The sequence below is a fragment of the Amycolatopsis eburnea genome, assembly GCF_003937945.1.
Classification (GTDB): Bacteria; Actinomycetota; Actinomycetes; order Mycobacteriales; family Pseudonocardiaceae; genus Amycolatopsis; species Amycolatopsis eburnea.
This window is the reverse complement of sequence record NZ_RSEC01000035.1, coordinates 61,514-79,780: the sequence shown is the minus strand read 5'-3', so window position 1 is coordinate 79,780 and position 18,267 is coordinate 61,514. Positions and strand designations below refer to the sequence as shown.

Annotated in this window: 9 protein-coding genes; 5 read left to right on the top strand and 4 right to left on the bottom strand. The window is 74.4% G+C overall.

What is annotated here, in order from left to right:
• Window positions 1–311: 311 nt before the first annotated feature.
• The 4 genes from EIY87_RS11980 to EIY87_RS11965 form a co-directional block, all read right to left on the bottom strand.
• The gene (locus tag EIY87_RS11980; protein WP_125307781.1) at window positions 312–1,904 is read right to left on the bottom strand and encodes an AMP-binding protein; all 1,593 of its coding nucleotides are present in this window, start codon (window positions 1,902–1,904) and stop codon (window positions 312–314) included.
• 184 nt (window positions 1,905–2,088) lie between these two features.
• The gene (locus EIY87_RS11975) at window positions 2,089–2,724 is read right to left on the bottom strand and encodes a transporter substrate-binding domain-containing protein (RefSeq protein ID WP_225439835.1); all 636 of its coding nucleotides are present in this window, start codon (window positions 2,722–2,724) and stop codon (window positions 2,089–2,091) included.
• Between the two features lie 61 nt (window positions 2,725–2,785).
• Window positions 2,786–3,835 (bottom strand): aldose epimerase family protein, encoded by a 1,050-nt coding sequence (locus tag EIY87_RS11970; RefSeq protein WP_225439834.1) that lies wholly within the window; start codon window positions 3,833–3,835, stop codon window positions 2,786–2,788.
• A 52-nt stretch (window positions 3,836–3,887) separates the two neighbouring features.
• Window positions 3,888–5,120: a helix-turn-helix domain-containing protein gene (locus EIY87_RS11965; protein WP_125307780.1), complete on the bottom strand. Its 1,233-nt coding sequence runs from the start codon at window positions 5,118–5,120 to the stop codon at window positions 3,888–3,890.
• Window positions 5,121–5,370: 250 nt separating this feature from the next.
• Between EIY87_RS11965 and EIY87_RS11960 the strand changes: the two genes are divergently transcribed.
• The 5 genes from EIY87_RS11960 (at window position 5,371) to EIY87_RS11940 (ending at window position 18,260) form a co-directional block, all read left to right on the top strand.
• Entirely contained in the window at window positions 5,371–7,365 is a 1,995-nt protein-coding gene (locus EIY87_RS11960) for an MMPL family transporter (protein ID WP_125307779.1), read from the top strand.
• On the top strand, window positions 7,362–8,744 hold the full coding sequence (locus EIY87_RS11955; RefSeq protein ID WP_125307778.1) for an MFS transporter: 1,383 nt from the start codon (window positions 7,362–7,364) through the stop codon (window positions 8,742–8,744). Before EIY87_RS11960 ends, EIY87_RS11955 begins: the two co-directional genes overlap by 4 nt.
• Window positions 8,745–8,836: 92 nt before the next feature.
• A complete protein-coding gene (locus EIY87_RS11950) occupies window positions 8,837–10,561 on the top strand; it encodes a fatty acyl-AMP ligase (protein WP_125307777.1) in 1,725 nt (574 codons plus the stop codon).
• The gene (locus tag EIY87_RS11945; protein ID WP_125307776.1) at window positions 10,558–16,683 is read left to right on the top strand and encodes a type I polyketide synthase; all 6,126 of its coding nucleotides are present in this window, start codon (window positions 10,558–10,560) and stop codon (window positions 16,681–16,683) included. Before EIY87_RS11950 ends, EIY87_RS11945 begins: the two co-directional genes overlap by 4 nt.
• Window positions 16,683–18,260, top strand: a complete 1,578-nt coding sequence (locus tag EIY87_RS11940) for an acyl-CoA carboxylase subunit beta (RefSeq protein ID WP_125307775.1) — start codon at window positions 16,683–16,685, stop codon at window positions 18,258–18,260. The genes EIY87_RS11945 and EIY87_RS11940 overlap by 1 nt, the downstream gene beginning before the upstream one ends.
• The last annotated feature ends 7 nt before the right edge of the window (window positions 18,261–18,267 follow it).

Below are 18,267 nucleotides of genomic sequence, written 5' to 3'. Positions count from 1 at the left end.
ATGGCTGCGCGAAGACTTTATGGGGTCGGGTCCCCGCGCCCGCCACCGCCTCCGCGGCGCGCCGGGGTGATGTCCCGCGGGCCAGGTCAGGGCGGTGGGCGAGGCACTGTCCATTCAGGACTCGTTGTCGCCCGGAAGTGTTACGCCGGGCCGGAAACGCGGATTCCGGTGACGTTTCGTGGTCGAACTCCACCCGAACAGACGCGAACACGTGTTCGAATGTTCGGCTACGCTGGGGGCATGTCCTCGACACCCCACAGACGTGACGGGCCCACCGCCACCCCACCTCGGCAGCGGGCCCGTCACCCCCGTCAGCGTTCGCGCAGCAGGTACCGCTGGAGCTTCCCGCTGGCGTTGCGCGGCAGCGCGTCGACGAACCGCACCCGGCGCGGGTACTTGTACGGCGCCGCAACGGCTTTGGCGTGCTCCTGCAGGGCGTGCACGACGTCCGGGCCGGGCGCGGTGCCGGGCCGCAGCACGACGAACGCCGTCACGACCGAGCCCCGGTCCGGGTCGGGCGTGCCGACGACGGCGCACTCCTCGACGTCGGGGTGCGTCAGCAGCACTTCTTCGACCTCGGGAGCCGCGATGTTGTAACCGGAAGAGACGATCATGTCGTCGCTGCGCGCCACGAACCGGAAGTAGCCGTCGGGCTCGCGGACGTAGGTGTCACCCGTGATGTTCCAGCCGTCGCGGACGTAGTCGGCCTGCCGCGGGTCTTCGAGGTAGCGGCATCCGGTCGGCCCTTGGACCGCGAGCCGGCCGGGGGTCCCGTCGGGCACGGGCGCGCCGTCGAGGTCGAGGACGGCGGCGCGGAACCCGGGCACGACCTTGCCGGTCCGGCCGGGGCGGGCGTCGCCGCCGGCCGCGGAGATGAACACGTGCAGCAGCTCCGTGCTGCCGATGCCGTCGATCAGCGGCCGGCCGGTGACCTCGCGGTACCGCTCGGCGACGGCGGCGGGCAGCGCTTCCCCGGCGGAGACGGCGCGGCGGACGCCGGCCAGGAGCGGGCCGTCGCCGGCGCCGAGGATCGCGCGGTAGGCGGTCGGCGCGGTGAACAGCACGGTGACGGCGTGCTCGGCGACGGTCGCGGCGAGCTCCTGGGGGGTCGCGCGCTCCAGCAGGAGCACGGACGCGCCGGCGCGCAGCGGGAACACCAGCAGGCCGCCCAGGCCGAAGGTGAACGCCAGCGGCGGCGTCCCGCAGAAGACGTCGTCCGCGGTGGGGCGCACGACGTGCCGGGAGAACGTGTCGGCGATGGCGAGCAGGTCGCGGTGGAAGTGCATGGTCGCCTTCGGTGTCCCCGTGGTGCCGGAGGTGAAGGCGAGCAGGGCGACGTCGTCGGCGGCGGTCGGCACGTCGGCGAAGGTCGCCGGGTGGCGGGCGCAGCGGTCGGCCAGGTCGGCCGTCTCGGTGCCGTAGGCGACCGCGGGCAGGCCGGGCGGCAGTTCGTCGAGCAGGCGCTCGTCGCAAAGGGCGACGCTCGGGCGAGCGCGGGCGGCGATCTTGTCGAGCTCGTGGCGGCGCAGCATCGGCATGGTCGTGACGGCGACCGCCCCGGCCTTGAGGACGCCGAGCCAGCACGCGGCGAGCCACGGCGTGTTGGTCCCGCGCAGCAGCACCCGGTTCCCGGGCACGACGCCGAGGTCGGCGGTGAGCACGTGCGCGATCCGGTTGGCGCGCGCCACCACCTCGCCGTAGGACCACGTCTCGTCCGGCGAGCGCAGGCAGGGCCGGTCCGCGCCGAGGCGGGCGGCGGTGTCGTCGAGCAGCGCGGTCGCGGCGTTGAGGCGGTCCGGGTAGTGCAGCTCCGGCAGGTCGAACACCAGCCGCGGCCACTGCTCGCCGGGCGGCAGCCGGTCGCGGCAGAACGAGTCGGTGTGAGCGCTGGGAGTAAGCCTCATCGCAGCCCCTCTGTCTCGACCTGCACCACGAGGAACGTAGCACTCGTTGCGACCGTCGAGAAGACGCAATAGCGCATCGATGACGGTGGCTACGGAGGGTCGATGTCGGGGCTCGCTCAGCCGGCGACGGTCGCGTCCGGCTGGTTCGCGCGGCGCAGGGACTCGGCGACGAAGCCGTTCGCCTTCAGCTCCTCGACCAGGTCGCGCAGGAACCCGATCGTCTCCGGGCGGCGGTCCGGCGCGTCGCCACGGCCTGCTGGATCTGCATGAACCGCTCCTCGACGACCCGCGTCCCGGGGTGCGCGGCCACGTAGGCGGTCATCGGCTGCCGGATCCCGGCGGCCACCTCCAGGCCCTGCTCCTCGAACACGGCGATGCCGTCCTCGCCGCGGACGATCGTCGCGTGCGAGAGGGTCCGGGTGAGGTACAGGTCGTACGCCGATCCCTGCTTGACGCCGACCCGGACGCCCGCCCGGTCCACGTCGGCGGGGGAGCGGACCGGCGAGCCGTCCGGGACGACGTACACGCCTTCGATGACGACGTAGGGCGCGGTGAAGGCCACCTCGGCCGCCCGCGCCGGTTCGATCGCCAGGAAGCAGAGGTCGGCCGCCCCCGAGGTCAGCGCTTCGAACGACTTCCGGGCGGCGTCGAAGCACGAGAGCTCCACCTCGACGCCCAGCCGCGCGCCCACCTCACGCGCGAGATCGACCGTGACCCCGCCGGGGTCGGCCGCGGTCCCGTGCGCGAGCACCGGGTTGCCGAGGTTGATGGCGGCACGCAGCACACCGGTGGGCGCGAGGTCGGCGGAAAGATCTCCCATGACCGGCGAGGGTAACCCCGGCTCCGGGCGCACATGGGCGAACTGTCGGCTACGCCACCGCTCACCCCACCGGCGGCTCGGACGACGTGGTCAGCTCGTACGTCGTCTCCTGGTGGTACACCTCGCCGGGGCGCAGTACCGTGCTCGGGAAGTCCGGGCGGTTCGGCGAGTCCGGGAAGTGCTGGGCCTCCAGCGCGAACCCCGCCCCGCGCGACGGGAGGTGGTTGCCCGAATAGAACTGCAGGCCCGGCTCCGTCGTCCGCACCGTGAGCAGCCGTCCGGACGCCGGGTCCCAGGCGCGGGCCGCGAAGGGCGCGCCGGCGTCGAGTACCCAGTTGTGGTCGTAGCCGTCGGCGAGGGCCAGCTGGGGGTCGGCCGACGCGATGCGGGCGCCGATCCGGGACGGGCGGCGGAAGTCGAACGGCGTGCCCGCCACGGGCACCGGGGCGCCGAGTGGGATCAGGGCGGCGTCGGTGGGGCAGTACCGGTCCGCGGCGATCTCCAGCCGGTGGTCGAACACCTCGCCCGCGGCCGCCAGGTTCCAGTACGTGTGGTTGGTCAGGTTGACGACTGTCGGCGCGTCGGTCGTCGCGCGATAGGAAAGGTGCAAGGCGGACCCCTCCAGGCGGTAGGTCACCTCGGCCGCCAGCCGCCCGGGGTAGCCCTGGTCGCCGTCCGGGCTGGTCAGGCTCAGCTGGACGCCGTCCGGAACCGGCACCGCCGACCACACGCGCGTGTCGAAACCCTCCGGGCCGCCGTGGAGGCTGTTCTTGCCGTCGTTCAGCGGGACGCGGTGGCGGACGCCGTCGAGGGTGAACGTGCCGCCGGCGATGCGGTTGGCGAAGCGGCCGATCGCCGCGCCCAGGAAGACCCGGGCCGCGTCCGGGCGGTTGTTCGCGACGTAGCCGTCCAGGTCCGGAAAGCCGAGGACGACGTTCGCGAGCTCGCCGTCGCGGTCCGGGGCCTCGATCGACTGGATCACCGCGCCGTAGTCGAGGATCCGGACGGTGAGGCCGCCGGGGCCGGTCAGTGTGTAGCGGTGGACGTCCGTGTCGCCGGCGCGGCCGAAGAACTCGGGAACGGGTGCGGTCATCGGGACGCCCTCCAGCACGCTGTTAACGCTAACACCGTCGGAGAACTCTAGGAGCGCGCGCGGCGCGCGGTCAAGAGCCCGAGGCGCGCGTGCCCAGCAGCTGGTGGGCGCGCAACGCCATCTGGATCTCCAGGCGCCGCGCAGGATCCGCCAAGCGGTCGCCGAACAGCTCCGTCAGCTGGCCCACCCGGTAGCGGACCGTCTGGGGGTGGATCCCCAGCGCCTGCGCGATCTCCGGCGTGCTCCCGTTGTGCTCAAGCCAGCACAGCAGCGTCTCGGCCAGCCGGGTCTGCTGTTTCGCCGTCAGGTCCGCGAAGGGCGCGAGGACCTTGGCCGACAGCTCGTCGAGCAGGAACCGGTCGAGCAGCAGCCAGTGCGTCGCGAGGTGGTCGGTCGTGTGCGTCACGGGGTGGTCGCCGGCCAGGCCGCGGCGGGCCAGGTCGAGCGTGCGGCGGGCCCACCGCGACGACGTCGCCGCGTCGGCCGGGCGGACCCGGGGACCGACCGCCGCGCGCCGGCCGGACAGGCGCCCTTCGAGGCCGAGCAGGTCGCGGTCCGGGTGCGGGGTCAGCAGACAGGGCTCGGCGCTGTCGAGGTCCACCAGCACGTCGTCGGCGAAGTGCAGCGAAGGCGGGTGTGGTCCGGTCCACGGCTCCAGCGCGATGACGGCGACCTGCTCCGGCATCGGCCACCGCGCGGCCTCGGCCATCGTGGCCAGCGTCGAGGGCGACGACGGCGGGGTGGCGAGCAGCAGTTCGAGCAGCCGGCGGCGGCGCCGTTCGAGCGTGCCCGCCGCCATCGCCTGCGCCAGCGTGTACCCCTCGACCGAGTACGCCGAAATCTCGTCCACGTAAGCGAAAATCGCCTCTGCTCCGATGCAGAGCACCGCGGCCGGAAAGCGGTGCGCCTGCCCGAGTTCCGCGATGTACCGCCACGCCGCGCGCCCGCCCGCGCGGTAGGCGGCCTGCAGGGAATTGACGCTGCCGCCGTCGTGGTGGACGCGTTTGCCGACCTCCACGAACAAGCTCGCCCAATCGTCCGATGTGGACGGCAGGTCTTCGATGCTGTCGATGCAGCTGAGCACCGCCTGCTCGATCGCGAGCACGATCACCTTGCCGAACTCGCCCTCCAGGGGCTTGGCGTACTCCGGCACGGCCCGCTGGACCTCTTCGAGGATCCGCCGGGCGAGCGGGTCGGCGTGCGGCCGGAACCGGCGTGCGACCTCCGTCGGCAGCGAGCACCACAGCTGGCGGGCGCGGCCGGTGCCCCGGGGGAACGGGATCACCTGAGTGGTCGTCGTCATGCCACAACCCCTTTCCGGCACCGGTGCGCGGAGGTCATGTACTCACACGGGATCGGAGTTGGCAACCGCAGATCCTGCCGCGGGACCGGGTTCTGTCACGCGGGGACCAATGGCGGCGGACAGTATTGTCACCTGTCCGACAAACGGCGGAACACTCACGCGCACAAGGGTTTCCGGTGCGCGATTTGTGTTCCCGGACGGTATCTTCGCGCCCTTCCTCGTTGTTAGCGTGATCAACCGAGGAGGCCGGATGACGACGCTCGTATCGTGGTGCTCGCGCCGCGCCGGCGTGGTCGTCGTGCTGTGGCTGGTGGCGCTGGGCGGCCTCGGGTACGCCGCGCTGCACACCGGCGCGGCCTTCCGCGACACGATCGACCTGCCCGCCGCGGACAGCACCGCGGCGGCGAACCTGCTGCGCGGCGCCGGTGCCGGTGGGGCCGAAGAGCGCGTCGTCGCCCGCACGCCGGACAGCCCGATCGACACCGGCACCGGCCGGGCCCGGCTCGACGACTTCGCCGCCCGGCTGGCCGCGCTCCCGCACGTCGTCGCGGTCACCCCCGGCGCGGTGTCCGCCGACCGGCGGACCGCCGTGCTCACCGTGCGGTTCGACGCGCCGGCCGCTGACCTCGGGCAGGGGACGGCCGACGCGCTGGCCGCCGTCGTCCGCGACGCCCGCGGGCTGAGCGCCGGGGCGGCCGGCGAGCTCGCCGCGATGACGGCGGCCGCGCCCGACCTGGGCAACGCCGGGATCGGCCTGCTCGCCGCGGCGCTGGTGCTGCTGGTGACCTTCGGCTCGCTGACCTGCGTGCTGCTCCCGGTGCTCACCGCGGCGGTCTCGGTGGGCTGCGCGCTGGCCGTCGTCACGCTGCTCTCGCACGTCATGACCGTCCCGAAGATCAGCACCGAGATCGCCGCGCTGCTGGGGCTCGGCGTCGGCGTGGACTACGCGCTGTTCGTCCTGACCCGCTACCGGCAGGGTCGCGGGGACGGCGCACCGCCGGCGGACGCCCTGGCCGCCGCCGCGGCGACGTCCGGCCGCAGCGTGGTTTTCGCCGGAGTCACCGTGTGCGTTTCGCTGGCCGGGCTGCTGACCGTCGGCATGCCGTTCCTCGACGGGATCGCCGTGGCCGCCGCGGTTTCGGTGCTGCTGACCGCGCTCGCCGCGCTGACCCTGCTGCCCGCGCTGCTGCGGCCCGCCGCCCGGATGCGCGTCAAGCCCGCGGGGAGTGGCGGCCGCTGGGCCCGGCTCGCGCGCTCGGTGACCGCGCGGCCCGGGCCGTACACACTGGCCGCGCTGCTGGTCGTCGCCGTGCTCGCGCTGCCGATGACCGGGCTGCGGCTGGGGATGCCGGACGCCGCGCAGGACCCGCCGGGCAGCATCACCCGGACCGGGGCCGAGCTGCTGACCGACGCGTTCGGGCCGGGCGCCGGCGCGCCGCTGCTGGTGGTGGTGGGCACCGGCGACGCCTCGCTGGGCACGCTGCGGGAGGCGGTGCTCGCCCGCGCCGACGCCGGCCCGCCGGTCGCGCTGCCCGGCGGCGGCTGGCTGCTCACCGTGGTCCCGCGGACGGCGCCCGGCGACCCGGCCACGACCGAGCTGCTGACCTGGACGCGGACCATGGCGACGACCATCGGCGGCCCGGACGCGCACGTCGGCGGGCTCGTCGCGACCCAAGCCGACTTCTCGGCGGCGATCACCGCGCGGCTGCCCGTGTTCCTGGCCAGTGTCGTCGGGATCTCGGTGCTGCTGCTCGCCTGGGTGTTCCGCAGCGTGCTCATCCCGCTGACGGCCGCGGTGATGAACCTGCTGACCGCGGCCGCGACGACGGGGGCGGTGGTCTGCACCTTCGGCGCCCCGATCGAGCCGTACCTGCCGGTGTTCCTGTTCGCCGGGCTGTTCGGGCTGTCGATGGACTACGAGGTCTTCCTCATCGCCCGCATCCAGGAAGCCTGGCGCCGCCACGGCGACACCCGCGCCGCGGTCGTCGACGGCGTCGCGGCGACCGGCCGGACCATCACCGCGGCCGCCCTGATCATGGCGCTGGTGTTCGTGTCGTTCGCGTTCGTCGACGCCCGTGTCGTGCGGGAGGCCGGCGTCGGGCTGACCGTCGCCGTGCTGCTGGACGCGATCGTCGTCCGGTGCGTGCTCGTGCCCGCGGTGATGGCTGGTTTCGGTGCCGCGAACTGGTGGTTCCCGCGACGGCGGTGCGTGGCCACCCGTGAACTGGCGGGGAGTGTGCGATGAAGACACTCGTGCTGCTCGCGCTCGGCGCGTTCGTCACCACGCTCGACAACACCATCGTCGCCGTCGGGGCGCCGTCGATCGGCCGCGACCTCGGGCTCGACCTCGGGGCGCTGCAGTGGATCGCGCTCGGTTACATGCTCCCGTTCGCCGGGTTGCTGCCGGCCGGGGGCGCGCTGGTGGACCGCTGGGGACCACGCCGGACGCTGGCAGCCGCGCTGCTCGCGTTCGGTCTGGGCGCGGCCGCCGGTGGGCTGGCCTGGTCGCTGTGGCTGCTGGTCACCGCGCGCGTGGTGCAGGGCGTGGCGGCCGCGTTCCTGGTGCCGGGCCTGCTGAGCCTGTTGCGCACGAACCTCGACGCGCGGGGCCGGACGCTCGGCGCGGCGGTCTGGACCGCGTGCCTCGCGGCGGCGCTGGCGCTCGGTCCCGCGCTCGGCGGGATCCTGTGCGCCGCGCTGGGGTGGGCCTGGATCTTCTTCGTCAACCTCCCGTTCGTGGCGGCGATGCTCGTGCTGCTGCCGGTGACCACGGCACCCGGCCGGGCCGCCGCCGCGACGCGCGCGCCCCCGCTCGCCGCGATGGTCCTGGGGACGACGAGCCTGGTGCTGCTCACCGCCGCGCTCGCCGAACCCCGGTTCACGCTCCCGCTGCTCGCCGCGGGTGCGGTGCCCGGCGTGGTGTTCGTGGTCCGGGAGCGGCGGGCGTCCGACCGGCTGATCCCGGCGGCGCTGACCGGGAACCGCGTGTTCACCGGTTCGCTCGGCCTGCAGCTGTTGTGGGGACTGGGGATTTCCGGGGTCTTCTTCTTCACGCCGTTGCTGCACCAGGAGTTCCTCGGGCTCGGGCCGGTCGGCGCCGGGCTGCCGCTGGTCCTGGTCGCGGTGGCGGTCATCGCCGCGACGCCGCTGGTGCCGCGCGCGGTGGCCCGGCATGGTCCACTTCGGACGGTGGCGGGCGGGCTCGCCGTCGTCGGGGCCGGGCTGCTGGCCCTCGCCGCGGTGAACCGGATCCCGGACGTCTGGCCGCGCGTGCCCGGCCTGGTCCTGATCGGCGCCGGCTCGGCCTTCACCGTCCCGATGACGTCGCACGCGCTGGACGTTGTGGCGGAGCGGTATTCCGGCACCGCGTCGGGATTGCTCACCGCCGCCCGGGAGCTGTCGAGCGCGCTCGGCGTCGCGCTGATCGGCGCGGTGCTGACGGCGGTGCGCGCGGTGCGGCTCGAAGCCGGCGCCGCACCCCCGGTGGCGCTGGCCGGTGGCTACACCGCCGGACTGCTCGCCGCGGCCGGGCTGACGTTCGGCGGCGCGCTGCTGGCCGTGCGCGTGGCGAAACCCCGTTCCACCGAGACCTCGTCGCCGCGTGACAAACGCGCGGTCCCGTAACCCGTTTCCCGGTGAGCATCCGGGATCCGCCGATTGACAACCGCACGGGCGCGGCTATTCACTGCGCCGGTAAACGCTCTCTGCGAGGGACCATGGAAACCATTTCCCAGCCGATTCCCGCCGCGCCGGAAAACCTCGGCGACGGCGAATCGTTCGCGACCCTGCTGACCCGGTGGGCGCGGGTGCTCGGCGACGAAACCGCCGTCACGTACCTGGACCACCGCGCCGCCGCGGACGGTCGCGCGGTCACGCTCACCTGGCGTGCCCTCGACGAGCGGGTCGACGCGGTCGCCGCGCGGCTCGCGGGGATCGCGGCGCCGGGGGAGCGGGCGGCGGTCCTGGCCGGGCAGTCGGCGGACTACGTCGTGGCTTTCCTCGGCGCGCTGCGGGCCGGGCTGGTCGCCGTGCCGCTGTTCGCCCCCGGCCTGCCCGGCCACGAAGGCCGGCTCGCCGGCGCGCTCGCCGACTGCACCCCGCGGGTCGTGCTGACCACCGCGGCGGACTTCGACGCGGTCCGCGAGTTCACCGCCGGACCCGAGGTGGTCGCCGTGGACGCGGTGCCGGAGACCGAGCCGCGCGAGTGGCCGCGGCCCGATCCGGACGCGGTCGCCTACCTGCAGTACACGTCGGGCTCGACGCGCTCGCCCGCCGGCGTCGTGCTGACCCACCGCAACGTGCTCGCCAACGCCCGGCAGGCGTGCGCGGCCTACGGGGCCGAGAGCCGGACGACGTCGACGGTCAGCTGGCTGCCGCTGTTCCACGACATGGGGCTGATCCTGGGCATCGGCGCGCCGATGGCCGGCGGGATGGCGTCGGTGCTGCTGGACCCGCTGGCGTTCCTCGAACGGCCCGCGCGGTGGCTGCAAGCGCTTTCGGCGAGCCCGGGCGCGATCAGCGCGGCGCCCAACTTCGCCTACGCCTACAGCGCCTCCCGCGTGAGCGAGTCCGAAAAGGACTTCCTGGAGCTGAGCCGGGTCGTGTCGCTGATCAACGGCAGCGAACCGGTGCTCCCCGCCACGATCGCGAAGTTCCAGGACGCCTTCGGCGGATGCGGGCTGCGGCCGGAAGCGCACCGGTCGTCCTACGGCCTGGCGGAGGCCACCGTGTTCGTTTCCGTGACCGGCAGCGGGAAGGAACCCCGGCAGGTCACGTTCGACCGGGACCGCCTCGCCGCCGGGCTCGCAGTGCCGGCCGCGACCGGCACCACGCTCGTTTCGTGCGGCCGCCCGGCCGGCCAGCGGGTGCGGATCGCCGACCCGGTGACCGGGAACGCCGTCGAGCCGGGGGAGGTGGGCGAGATCCGGGTCAGCGGCCCGAACGTCGGCCGCGGCTATTGGGGACGGCCCGACGCGTCGGCCGCGGTCTTCGGCTTGCCGCCGCTCGACCCGGAAACCGGCGAAGGCTGGCTGGCGACCGGCGACCTCGGCGTGCTCTTCGACGGCGAGCTGTTCGTCACCGGCCGGCTCAAGGATCTGGTCGTCGTCGACGGCCGCAACCACTACCCGCAGGACATCGAGCAGACCGTGGAGGAACACCCGGCCGTGCGCCCCCACTCGGCGGCGGCGTTCGCGATCGAAGTTCCCGACGGGGAGGCGGCCGTGGTCGTGCTGGAACGCGCGAAGGACTTCGAAGCCGAAGTCGGCGACGCGGTCGCGGACCTGCGGGCCGCGGTGTCGGCCGGGCACGGCCTGCGCCTGCACGACGTCGTCTTCCTGGCGCCCGGCGAGGTGCCGCGGACCTCGAGCGGGAAGATCAGCCGGGCCCGCTGCCGGGCGTCCTACGCGGACGGTTCGCTGGCCGAGCGGCGGCTCGCGTGAACGCGGCCGGGATCCGCGCCTGGCTGCGGGAACGGCTCGGCGACGTCGACGCCGACCGTCCCCTCCAGGAGCTGGGACTGTCCTCACGGGACGCGACGGCGCTCGCCGCCGACCTGGGCCGGTTCGTCGGCCGCCCGCTGGCGCCGACCCTCGTCTGGCAGTACCCGACGATCGCCGCGCTCGCCGCTCACCTGTCCACAGTGGAATCGGCGCGGCTCCCGGAGCCCGTGGGGGAAGCCGGGGAACCGATCGCGATCGTCGGCCTCGGCTGCCGCCTGCCGGGCGGGATCGAGTCGCCGGAGGCGTTCTGGCGGTTCCTCGACGACGGCGGTGACGCGATCGGCGACGTCCCGGCGGGCCGCTGGGAGACGTTCGCGCCCGCCGAAGCCCTCGCCGGATTGCCGGCGCGGGCTGGCTTCCTCGACGACGTCGCCGGGTTCGACGCGGCGTTCTTCGGCATCACCCCGCGCGAGGCCGAGGCGATGGACCCGCAGCAGCGGATCCTCCTCGAAGTCGCGTGGGCGGCGCTGGAGCACGCCGGGATCCCGCCGCACCGCCTGCGCGGCAGCCGGACCGGCGTGTTCGTCGGCCTGTCGGCCACCGAGTACGGCTCGCTGACGATGACCGACGTCGCGGGCGTCGACGTCTGGTCGGGGACCGGGGCGGCGGCCAGCATCGCCGCGAACCGGCTGTCGTACCTGCTCGACCTGCGCGGGCCGAGCCTCACGCTGGACACCGCGTGCTCGTCGTCGCTGGTCGCGGTGCACCAGGCGGTGCAGAGCCTGCGCCGCGGCGAGAGCGCCCTCGCGCTCGCCGCGGGAGTGAACGTGCTGCTGTCGCCGGGGATCACGGCCGGGTTCCACCGGGCCGGGGTGCTCGCCGCCGATGGCCGCTGCAAGCCGTTCGACGCCGCCGCGGACGGCATCGTGCGCGGCGAGGGCTGCGGGGTGGTCGTGCTGAAGCCGTTGCGCGCCGCGCGGCGGGACGGTGACCGGGTGCTGGCGCTGATCCGGGGCAGCGCGGTGAATTCGGACGGGCGCTCCAACGGGCTGACGGCGCCTAACCCGGAGGCTCAGGCCGCGTTGCTGCGGGAGGCCTACGCCGGGATCGATCCCTCCACTGTGGACTACGTCGAGGCGCACGGAACCGGTACGCCGCTGGGTGACCCGCTGGAGGCCGGGGCGCTTTCGGCGGTGCTCGGGCGCGACGCGGACCGGCCGTTGCTGCTCGGCTCGGTCAAGAGCAACCTCGGGCACCTCGAAGGGGCGGCCGGGATCGCCGGGCTGCTCAAGGTGGTGCTGGCGATGACGCACCGGCGGCTGCCGGCGAGCCTGCACTTCCGTTCGCCGAACCCGTACATCGACTTCGCGGGGTTGCGGGTGGTCGCGGAGGGGACCCCGTGGCCGCGGTACTCCGGGACGGCGCGGGCGGGGGTGTCGGCGTTCGGGTTCGGGGGGACCAACGCCCACGTCGTCCTCGAAGAGTGGCCCGCCGCGGCGTTCCCGGTCCGGGCCGAATCATCGGGGCCGCAGGTGTTCGCGCTCTCGGGGCGGTCGGCCGAGGTGGTGCGGGCGCGGGCCGGGGAGCTGGCGGACTGGCTCGACCGGGATGACGTACCGCTCGGCGCGGTCGCGGCGACGCTGGCGCACCGGCGGGAGCACCTGCCGGCGCGGGGCGCTGCGGTGGGCGAGAGCCGGGAGGAAATCGTCGGGGGACTGCGCGAGCTGGCGGCCGGGCGGGGTGTCGCGGGCCCAGCCGAACCCGAGCCCAGCGTGGTCTTCGTCTTCTCGGGCTACGGGTCGCAGTGGGCGGGCATGGGACGTCTTCTGCGCGATTCCGAGCCCGCTTTCCGCGCCGAGATCGAAGCGCTGGACCCGGTTTTCGCCGAGGGGGCCGGGTTTTCCCTGTCCGAAGCGCTCGACCGGGACCTGCCGGACCTCGCCGCGACCCAGCTGACGTTGTTCGGCGTGCAGCTCGCCCTCGCCGCGCTGTGGCGGGCGCACGGCGTCACGCCCGCGGCCGTGCTCGGGCACTCGATGGGCGAGGTCGCCGCGGCCGTCGTCGCCGGGGCGCTGGACGTGGCCGATGGCCTGCGGGTGATGGCCACGCGGGCGCGGCTGCTCACCGAACTCGACGAGTCGGGGGCGGGGGCGATGGCCGTCGTCGAGCTGTCGCCCGCCGAACTCGCGGAGTTCCCGGAGGTCGCCATCGCGGTGTACGCGTCGGCCACCCAGTGCACCGTCAGCGGGCCCGCCGACCAGGTCGAAGCGCTGGTGGAGCACGCCGAGCGCCTCGGGCGGCTGGCACGGCGGCTGCCCGTCGGCGGGGCCGGGCACTCCGCCGCCGTCGACGCGGTGCTCGGGCGGCTGCGCGAAGACCTGGCCGGGCTGACCCCGGGCGAGGCCGGGATTCCTTGCTACAGCAGCGTTCTCGACGATCCACAGGAGACACCCGCGTTCGACGTCGAGTACTGGGCGGCGAACCTGCGCCGTCCGGTGCGGTTCAGCCAGGCCCTCGCCGCGGCGGCCGCGGACGGGCACACGGCCTTCGTCGAGATCGCGCCGCACCCCGTCGCGCTCGCCGCGATCGAGCAGGCGGGCGTGCTCGGCCTGCCGTCGGGCAGCCGCCGGGTCGACGAGCGGACGGCGTTCCTGACCAGCCTCGCCCGGCTGCACGTGCTGGGCGTGCCCGGCGTGCTCGCCGCCCGGCCGCGCACGGCGCCGGTCGAGCTGCCCGGGCCGGTCTGGCGGCACGAGCGGTTCTGGCCGCGGCGGCAAGTCCGCGCCGGCGGGGGCCACCCGCTGCTGGGTGTCCACATCGAACACCCGGACGGCGGCCACCTCTGGCGCGCCGACGTCGGCACCGCGGTGCTGCCGTGGCTGGCCGACCACACCGTGCGGGACCAGCCGGTGTTCCCGGCGACCGGGTTCCTCGAGCTGGCCCTGGCCACCGGCGGGCACGTGCACGACCTCGAACTGCGGGAAGTGCTCCCGCTGGCCGGGCACACCGAGGTGACGACCACCCTGTCCGGCGGCGAGCTGAGCGTGCACGCCAAGGCCGCGACGGGCGAGTGGGTCCGCCACGCCACGGCGCGGATCGGGACCGGCGGGACACCGTCACCGCCGTTCGGCCCGGTGGACGGCGAGCCCGTCGACGTCTACCGCGCGCTGGCGGAGCTGGGGCAGTCGTACGGAACGGCGTTCCGCGGCCTGCGCGGGGTCGTGGCCGCGGACGGCCGCGCGTCGGCGTCGATCGCGCTGCCGGAGGCCGACCACCCGGCGTACGTCCTGCACCCGGCGCTGGCCGACGTCTGCCTGCACGCGCTGGCCGCGGCCGTCGGCTCGGCGGACGTCCTCTACCTGCCGCTTTCCATTGGCGAGGTGGTCGTCGCGGGCGAGCCGCGCCGGGGCGTGCGGGTGGATGCGGTGGTCGCCCCGTCCGGCGACGGCCTGCTCGGGAGCGTCCAGCTGGTCGACGCCGAGGACGTCGTCCTGGTGGAGTTCCGGGACGTCTACTGCCGCCCGTTGCGCGATGCGGCGGTCGATCGGCTGCTGCTCGAAGCGACTTGGCAGCCGGTGGAGCTGCCCGAGGCGCCCGAACGCGAGCACCACTGGATCGAGCTGGACGCGGCCCGCCTCGGCGACCGGGCGATGCTCGCGAAGCTGGTGCGAGACGGGGAGACGACGGCGGTCGTCGCCCGGCTGGGTCCGGCGGGCGACCCGGATCCGGAGTCCGGGGCGCGGTTGGTCGGGACGTTGAGCGGGGTTGTCGCCGAGCTGGCCGAGCTGCCGGCGCCGCCGCGGTTGTGGCTGGTCACGGCGGGGGCGCAGGCCGTCCAGCCGGGTGAGGCGGGTGATCCGGGGCCGGCCGCGGTGCGGGGGCTGGTGCGGGTGCTCGCGTTCGAGCACCCGGAACTGCGGGCGTCCCTGGTGGACGTCGACGACTTCGCGCGGGTGGCCGATGAGGTCCGCGCGGATGCCCCGGACGACGAGATCGCTTGGCGTGCGGGAGTCCGGTACACGCGGCGGCTGACCCGCCCGGACCTCGGCGACGCGGTCCGCGAGCCGGTCCGGGACGGCGCGTACATCATCACCGGCGGGCTGGGCGGGCTCGGCCTGGTCGCGGCGAAGTGGCTGGCCGAGCGCGGGGCCACGCGGGTGGTGCTCAGCAGCCGCCGCGCGGCCGATCCGGGAGAGCTGGGTACCGACGTCCGCGTGGTGGCCGGGGACATCGCCGAACCCGGGATCGCCGAGGAGCTGGTCGCGGCCGCCGTCGAAGGGGGTGTGCCGCTTCGTGGGGTGCTGCACGCCGCCGGGGTTCTCGCCGACGGGGCCGCGATCACCCTCGACGCCGGCTCGCTCGGGGCCGTCTGGCGGCCCAAGGCGCTCGGTGCGTGGCGGCTGCACCAGGCGACCGCCGGGCACGACCTGGACTGGTGGCTCGTCTACTCCTCCGCCGCCGCGCTGTTCGGGTCGCCCGGGCAGGCCGCCTACGCCACCGCCAACGCCTGGGCCGACGCCCTCGTCGCCTGGCGACGGGCCCAGGGGCTGCCCGCCGCGACCGTCAACTGGGGCGCCTGGGGCGAGGCCGGCGCCGCGGCCGGGTCGAAGAACCCGGTGCTGACCCCGCTCGGGACCGGAGAAGCCCTCGCCGCGCTCGACGCCGTCCTCGCGCGCGACCGCCAGGAAACCGGGGTCGCGCGCATCGACGCCGGGACCGTCCTGGACCTGTTCCCGCGGCTCGCCGAACGCCCGTTCTTCAGCCTCTTCAGCCCGCCGAAGCAGTCCACTTGGGACGGGATGGAGACCCTGCGGGCCGGGACGCCCGAGCAGGCCAGGGCCGCGATCGCGGATCACCTCGCCGGGCTCATCGCGGACCTGCTGGGGTTCACCGAGGTCGATCGGGACGTGCCGCTCACCCGGCTCGGGCTGGACTCGCTCTCGGCCATGCGCGCCCGCGGTGCCGTGGAACGCGATTTCGGCCTGCCGCTGCCGGTTCCGCTGCTCCTGCGCGGAGCGAGCCTCGGTGAACTGGCCGCGCACCTCGCGGAGCAGGCCGGGTTCGGGACCGCCGCGCCGAGCGAACGGGTCGTCGCCGGGCCGCGGGATCCCGCCGAACGGTGGGTGGCGCGGCACTGGCGGACCGTCGTGGGCGGGGCCGAACCCGGGGTGCACGACGACTTCTTCGCCGCCGGCGGCGACCCGGAACGGCTGCGGGCGCTGTTCGCCGCCGAACTCGACGTGGTCCCCGCGGGGCTGTTCGACACCCCGACCGTCGCCGCGATCGCCGATCTGCTGCGGCCGGAGCTGGAAGGGCACGGGGGCGGGCCGGTGCGGGTGCTGCGGGACGGCGTCGCCGATCCGGTGTTCCTGTTCCACCCCGCGGGCGGCCGGGCCAGCGTGTACCGGGAACTCGTGCGGCTGCTGCCGGAAGGGCAGCCGGTGTACGGGTTCGAGCGGATCGACGACGAGGACACCGTGGAGGCCAAGGCCGCCTGCTACGCCGAGCTGGTTCGCGAGATCCAGCCGGACGGTCCGTACCGGCTCGGCGGCTGGTCGTTCGGCGGCTGCCTGGCCTACGAGACCGCGCGGCAGCTCGGTGGCGCCGAGCTGGTGTTCCTGATCGACACCATCCTGCCGCTGCCCGCGCCCGGCACGCCGGTGGAGGAGCTGCTGCTGGACCGCTTCGACCGGTTCGCCGACCACGTTTCGCGCACGTACGGCGTGCCGTTCTCGGTGCCGCGCGAGGAACTCACGCGGCTCGACGAGGAAGCCCAGATCCGGTGGGTGCTGGGGAAGCTGACCGAGCACGTGCCGGACCTGGGCGCCGGAGTGCTGCGGCACCAGTACGAGTCCTATGTGGACGCGCGGGTCGCCGAGCGGTACACCCCGGCGCGCTACGACGGCCGCGTGCTGCTGCTGCGGGCGCAGGACCCGCACCCGCTGACCACCGCGCTGGACCCGCGGTACCTGCGCACCGACGACACCCTCGGCTGGGACGCGCACTGCCCCGCCCTCGACGTCGTGCGGGTGCCCGGGGACCACGTGTCGATGATCGACCCGCCGCACGTGGCGGCGCTGGCGGCCGCGCTCGCCGCGCGGCTCGGGACGGGGGTGCGCTGATGGACGAGCTCACGCCGGGTACGGCGTTCCGGATCGCGGATCTCGCCGCGCGGCAGGACGAAGCCGTGCGGATCGCCGAGAAGCGGGCCGTGGACCGGCAGCACGCCAAGGGCAAGCTGACCGCGCGGGAACGGATCGAGCTGCTGCTGGACCCCGGGTCCTTTGTGGAGCTCGACCAGCTCGCGCGGCACCGGTGCGCCGAGTTCGGGATGGACGCGAACCGGCCGTGGGGCGACGGCGTGGTGACCGGGCACGGCACCGTCGACGGGCGGCAGATCTGCGTGTTCTCCCAGGACTTCAGCGTCTTCGGCGGCAGCATGGGCGAAGTCTCGGGCGAGAAGGTCCTCAAGGTGATGGACCTCGCGATGTCACTCGGCTGCCCGGTCGTCGGGATCAACGACTCCGGCGGTGCCCGGATCCAGGAAGGCGTTGTCTCACTGGCGTATTACGCCGAACTCGGCCGCCGCAACGCCCACGCGTCCGGCGTCATCCCGCAGATTTCGATGATCATGGGCCCGTGCGCGGGCGGTGCCGTCTACGCGCCCGCGATCACCGACTTCACCGTGATGGTCGACGGGACTTCGCACATGTTCGTCACCGGCCCGGACGTCGTGCACGCGGTCACCGGCGAGCGGGTGACCGCGCAGGAGCTGGGCGGCGCGGCCGTCCAGTCCGAAGTGGCCGGTAATGCCCACCACCGGGCGGTGTCCGAAGAGGACGCCGTCGAGTGGGTGCAGACCCTGCTCGCCTACCTGCCGTCGAACAACCTCGACCTCGCCCCGGAGTACGCCGACGACACGAGCCCGGTCGTCACCCCCGCCGACCTCGCGCTCGACCGGCTGGTGCCCGACTCGCCGCACCGGACCTACGACATGGCCGAGCTGATCGCCGCGCTGGTCGACGACGGCGAGTACACCGAGGTGCACAGTGCCTTCGCGCCCAACATGATCTGCGCGTTCGGCCGGGTCCAGGGCCGGTCGGTCGGCATCGTCGCCAACCAGCCGCGCCACCAGGCCGGCGTGCTCGACATCGACGCGTCCGAAAAGGCCGCCCGGTTCGTGCGCTTCTGCGACGCCTTCGGGATCCCGCTGCTCACCCTCGCCGACGTCCCCGGCTACCTGCCGGGCACCGGCCAGGAACGCGGCGGGATCATCCGCCGCGGCGCCAAGCTGATCTACGCCTACTCCGAGGCGACGGTGCCGAAGGTGACCGTGGTGGTGCGCAAGGCTTACGGCGGCGGGTACGCCGTGATGGGCTCGAAGCACCTCGGCGCCGATGCCGTGCTCGCTTGGCCCACCGCCGAAATCGCGGTGATGGGCGCCGAAGGCGCGGTGCAGGTGCTGCACCGCCGCGAGCTGGCGGCATTGCCACCGCAGCAACGGGAAGCCGCGCGCCGCCGGCTCACCGAGGAGTACCGCGAACGCCACGGCGGCCCGTACCTGGCCGCCGAACGCGGGTACGTCGACCAGGTCGTCACCCCGTCGCAGACCCGCCTGCACGTGGCGCGGGCGCTGCGGACCCTCCGGACGAAACGGCAGACCCTGCCGGCGAAGAAGCACGGCAACATCCCCCTGTGAGAAGTCG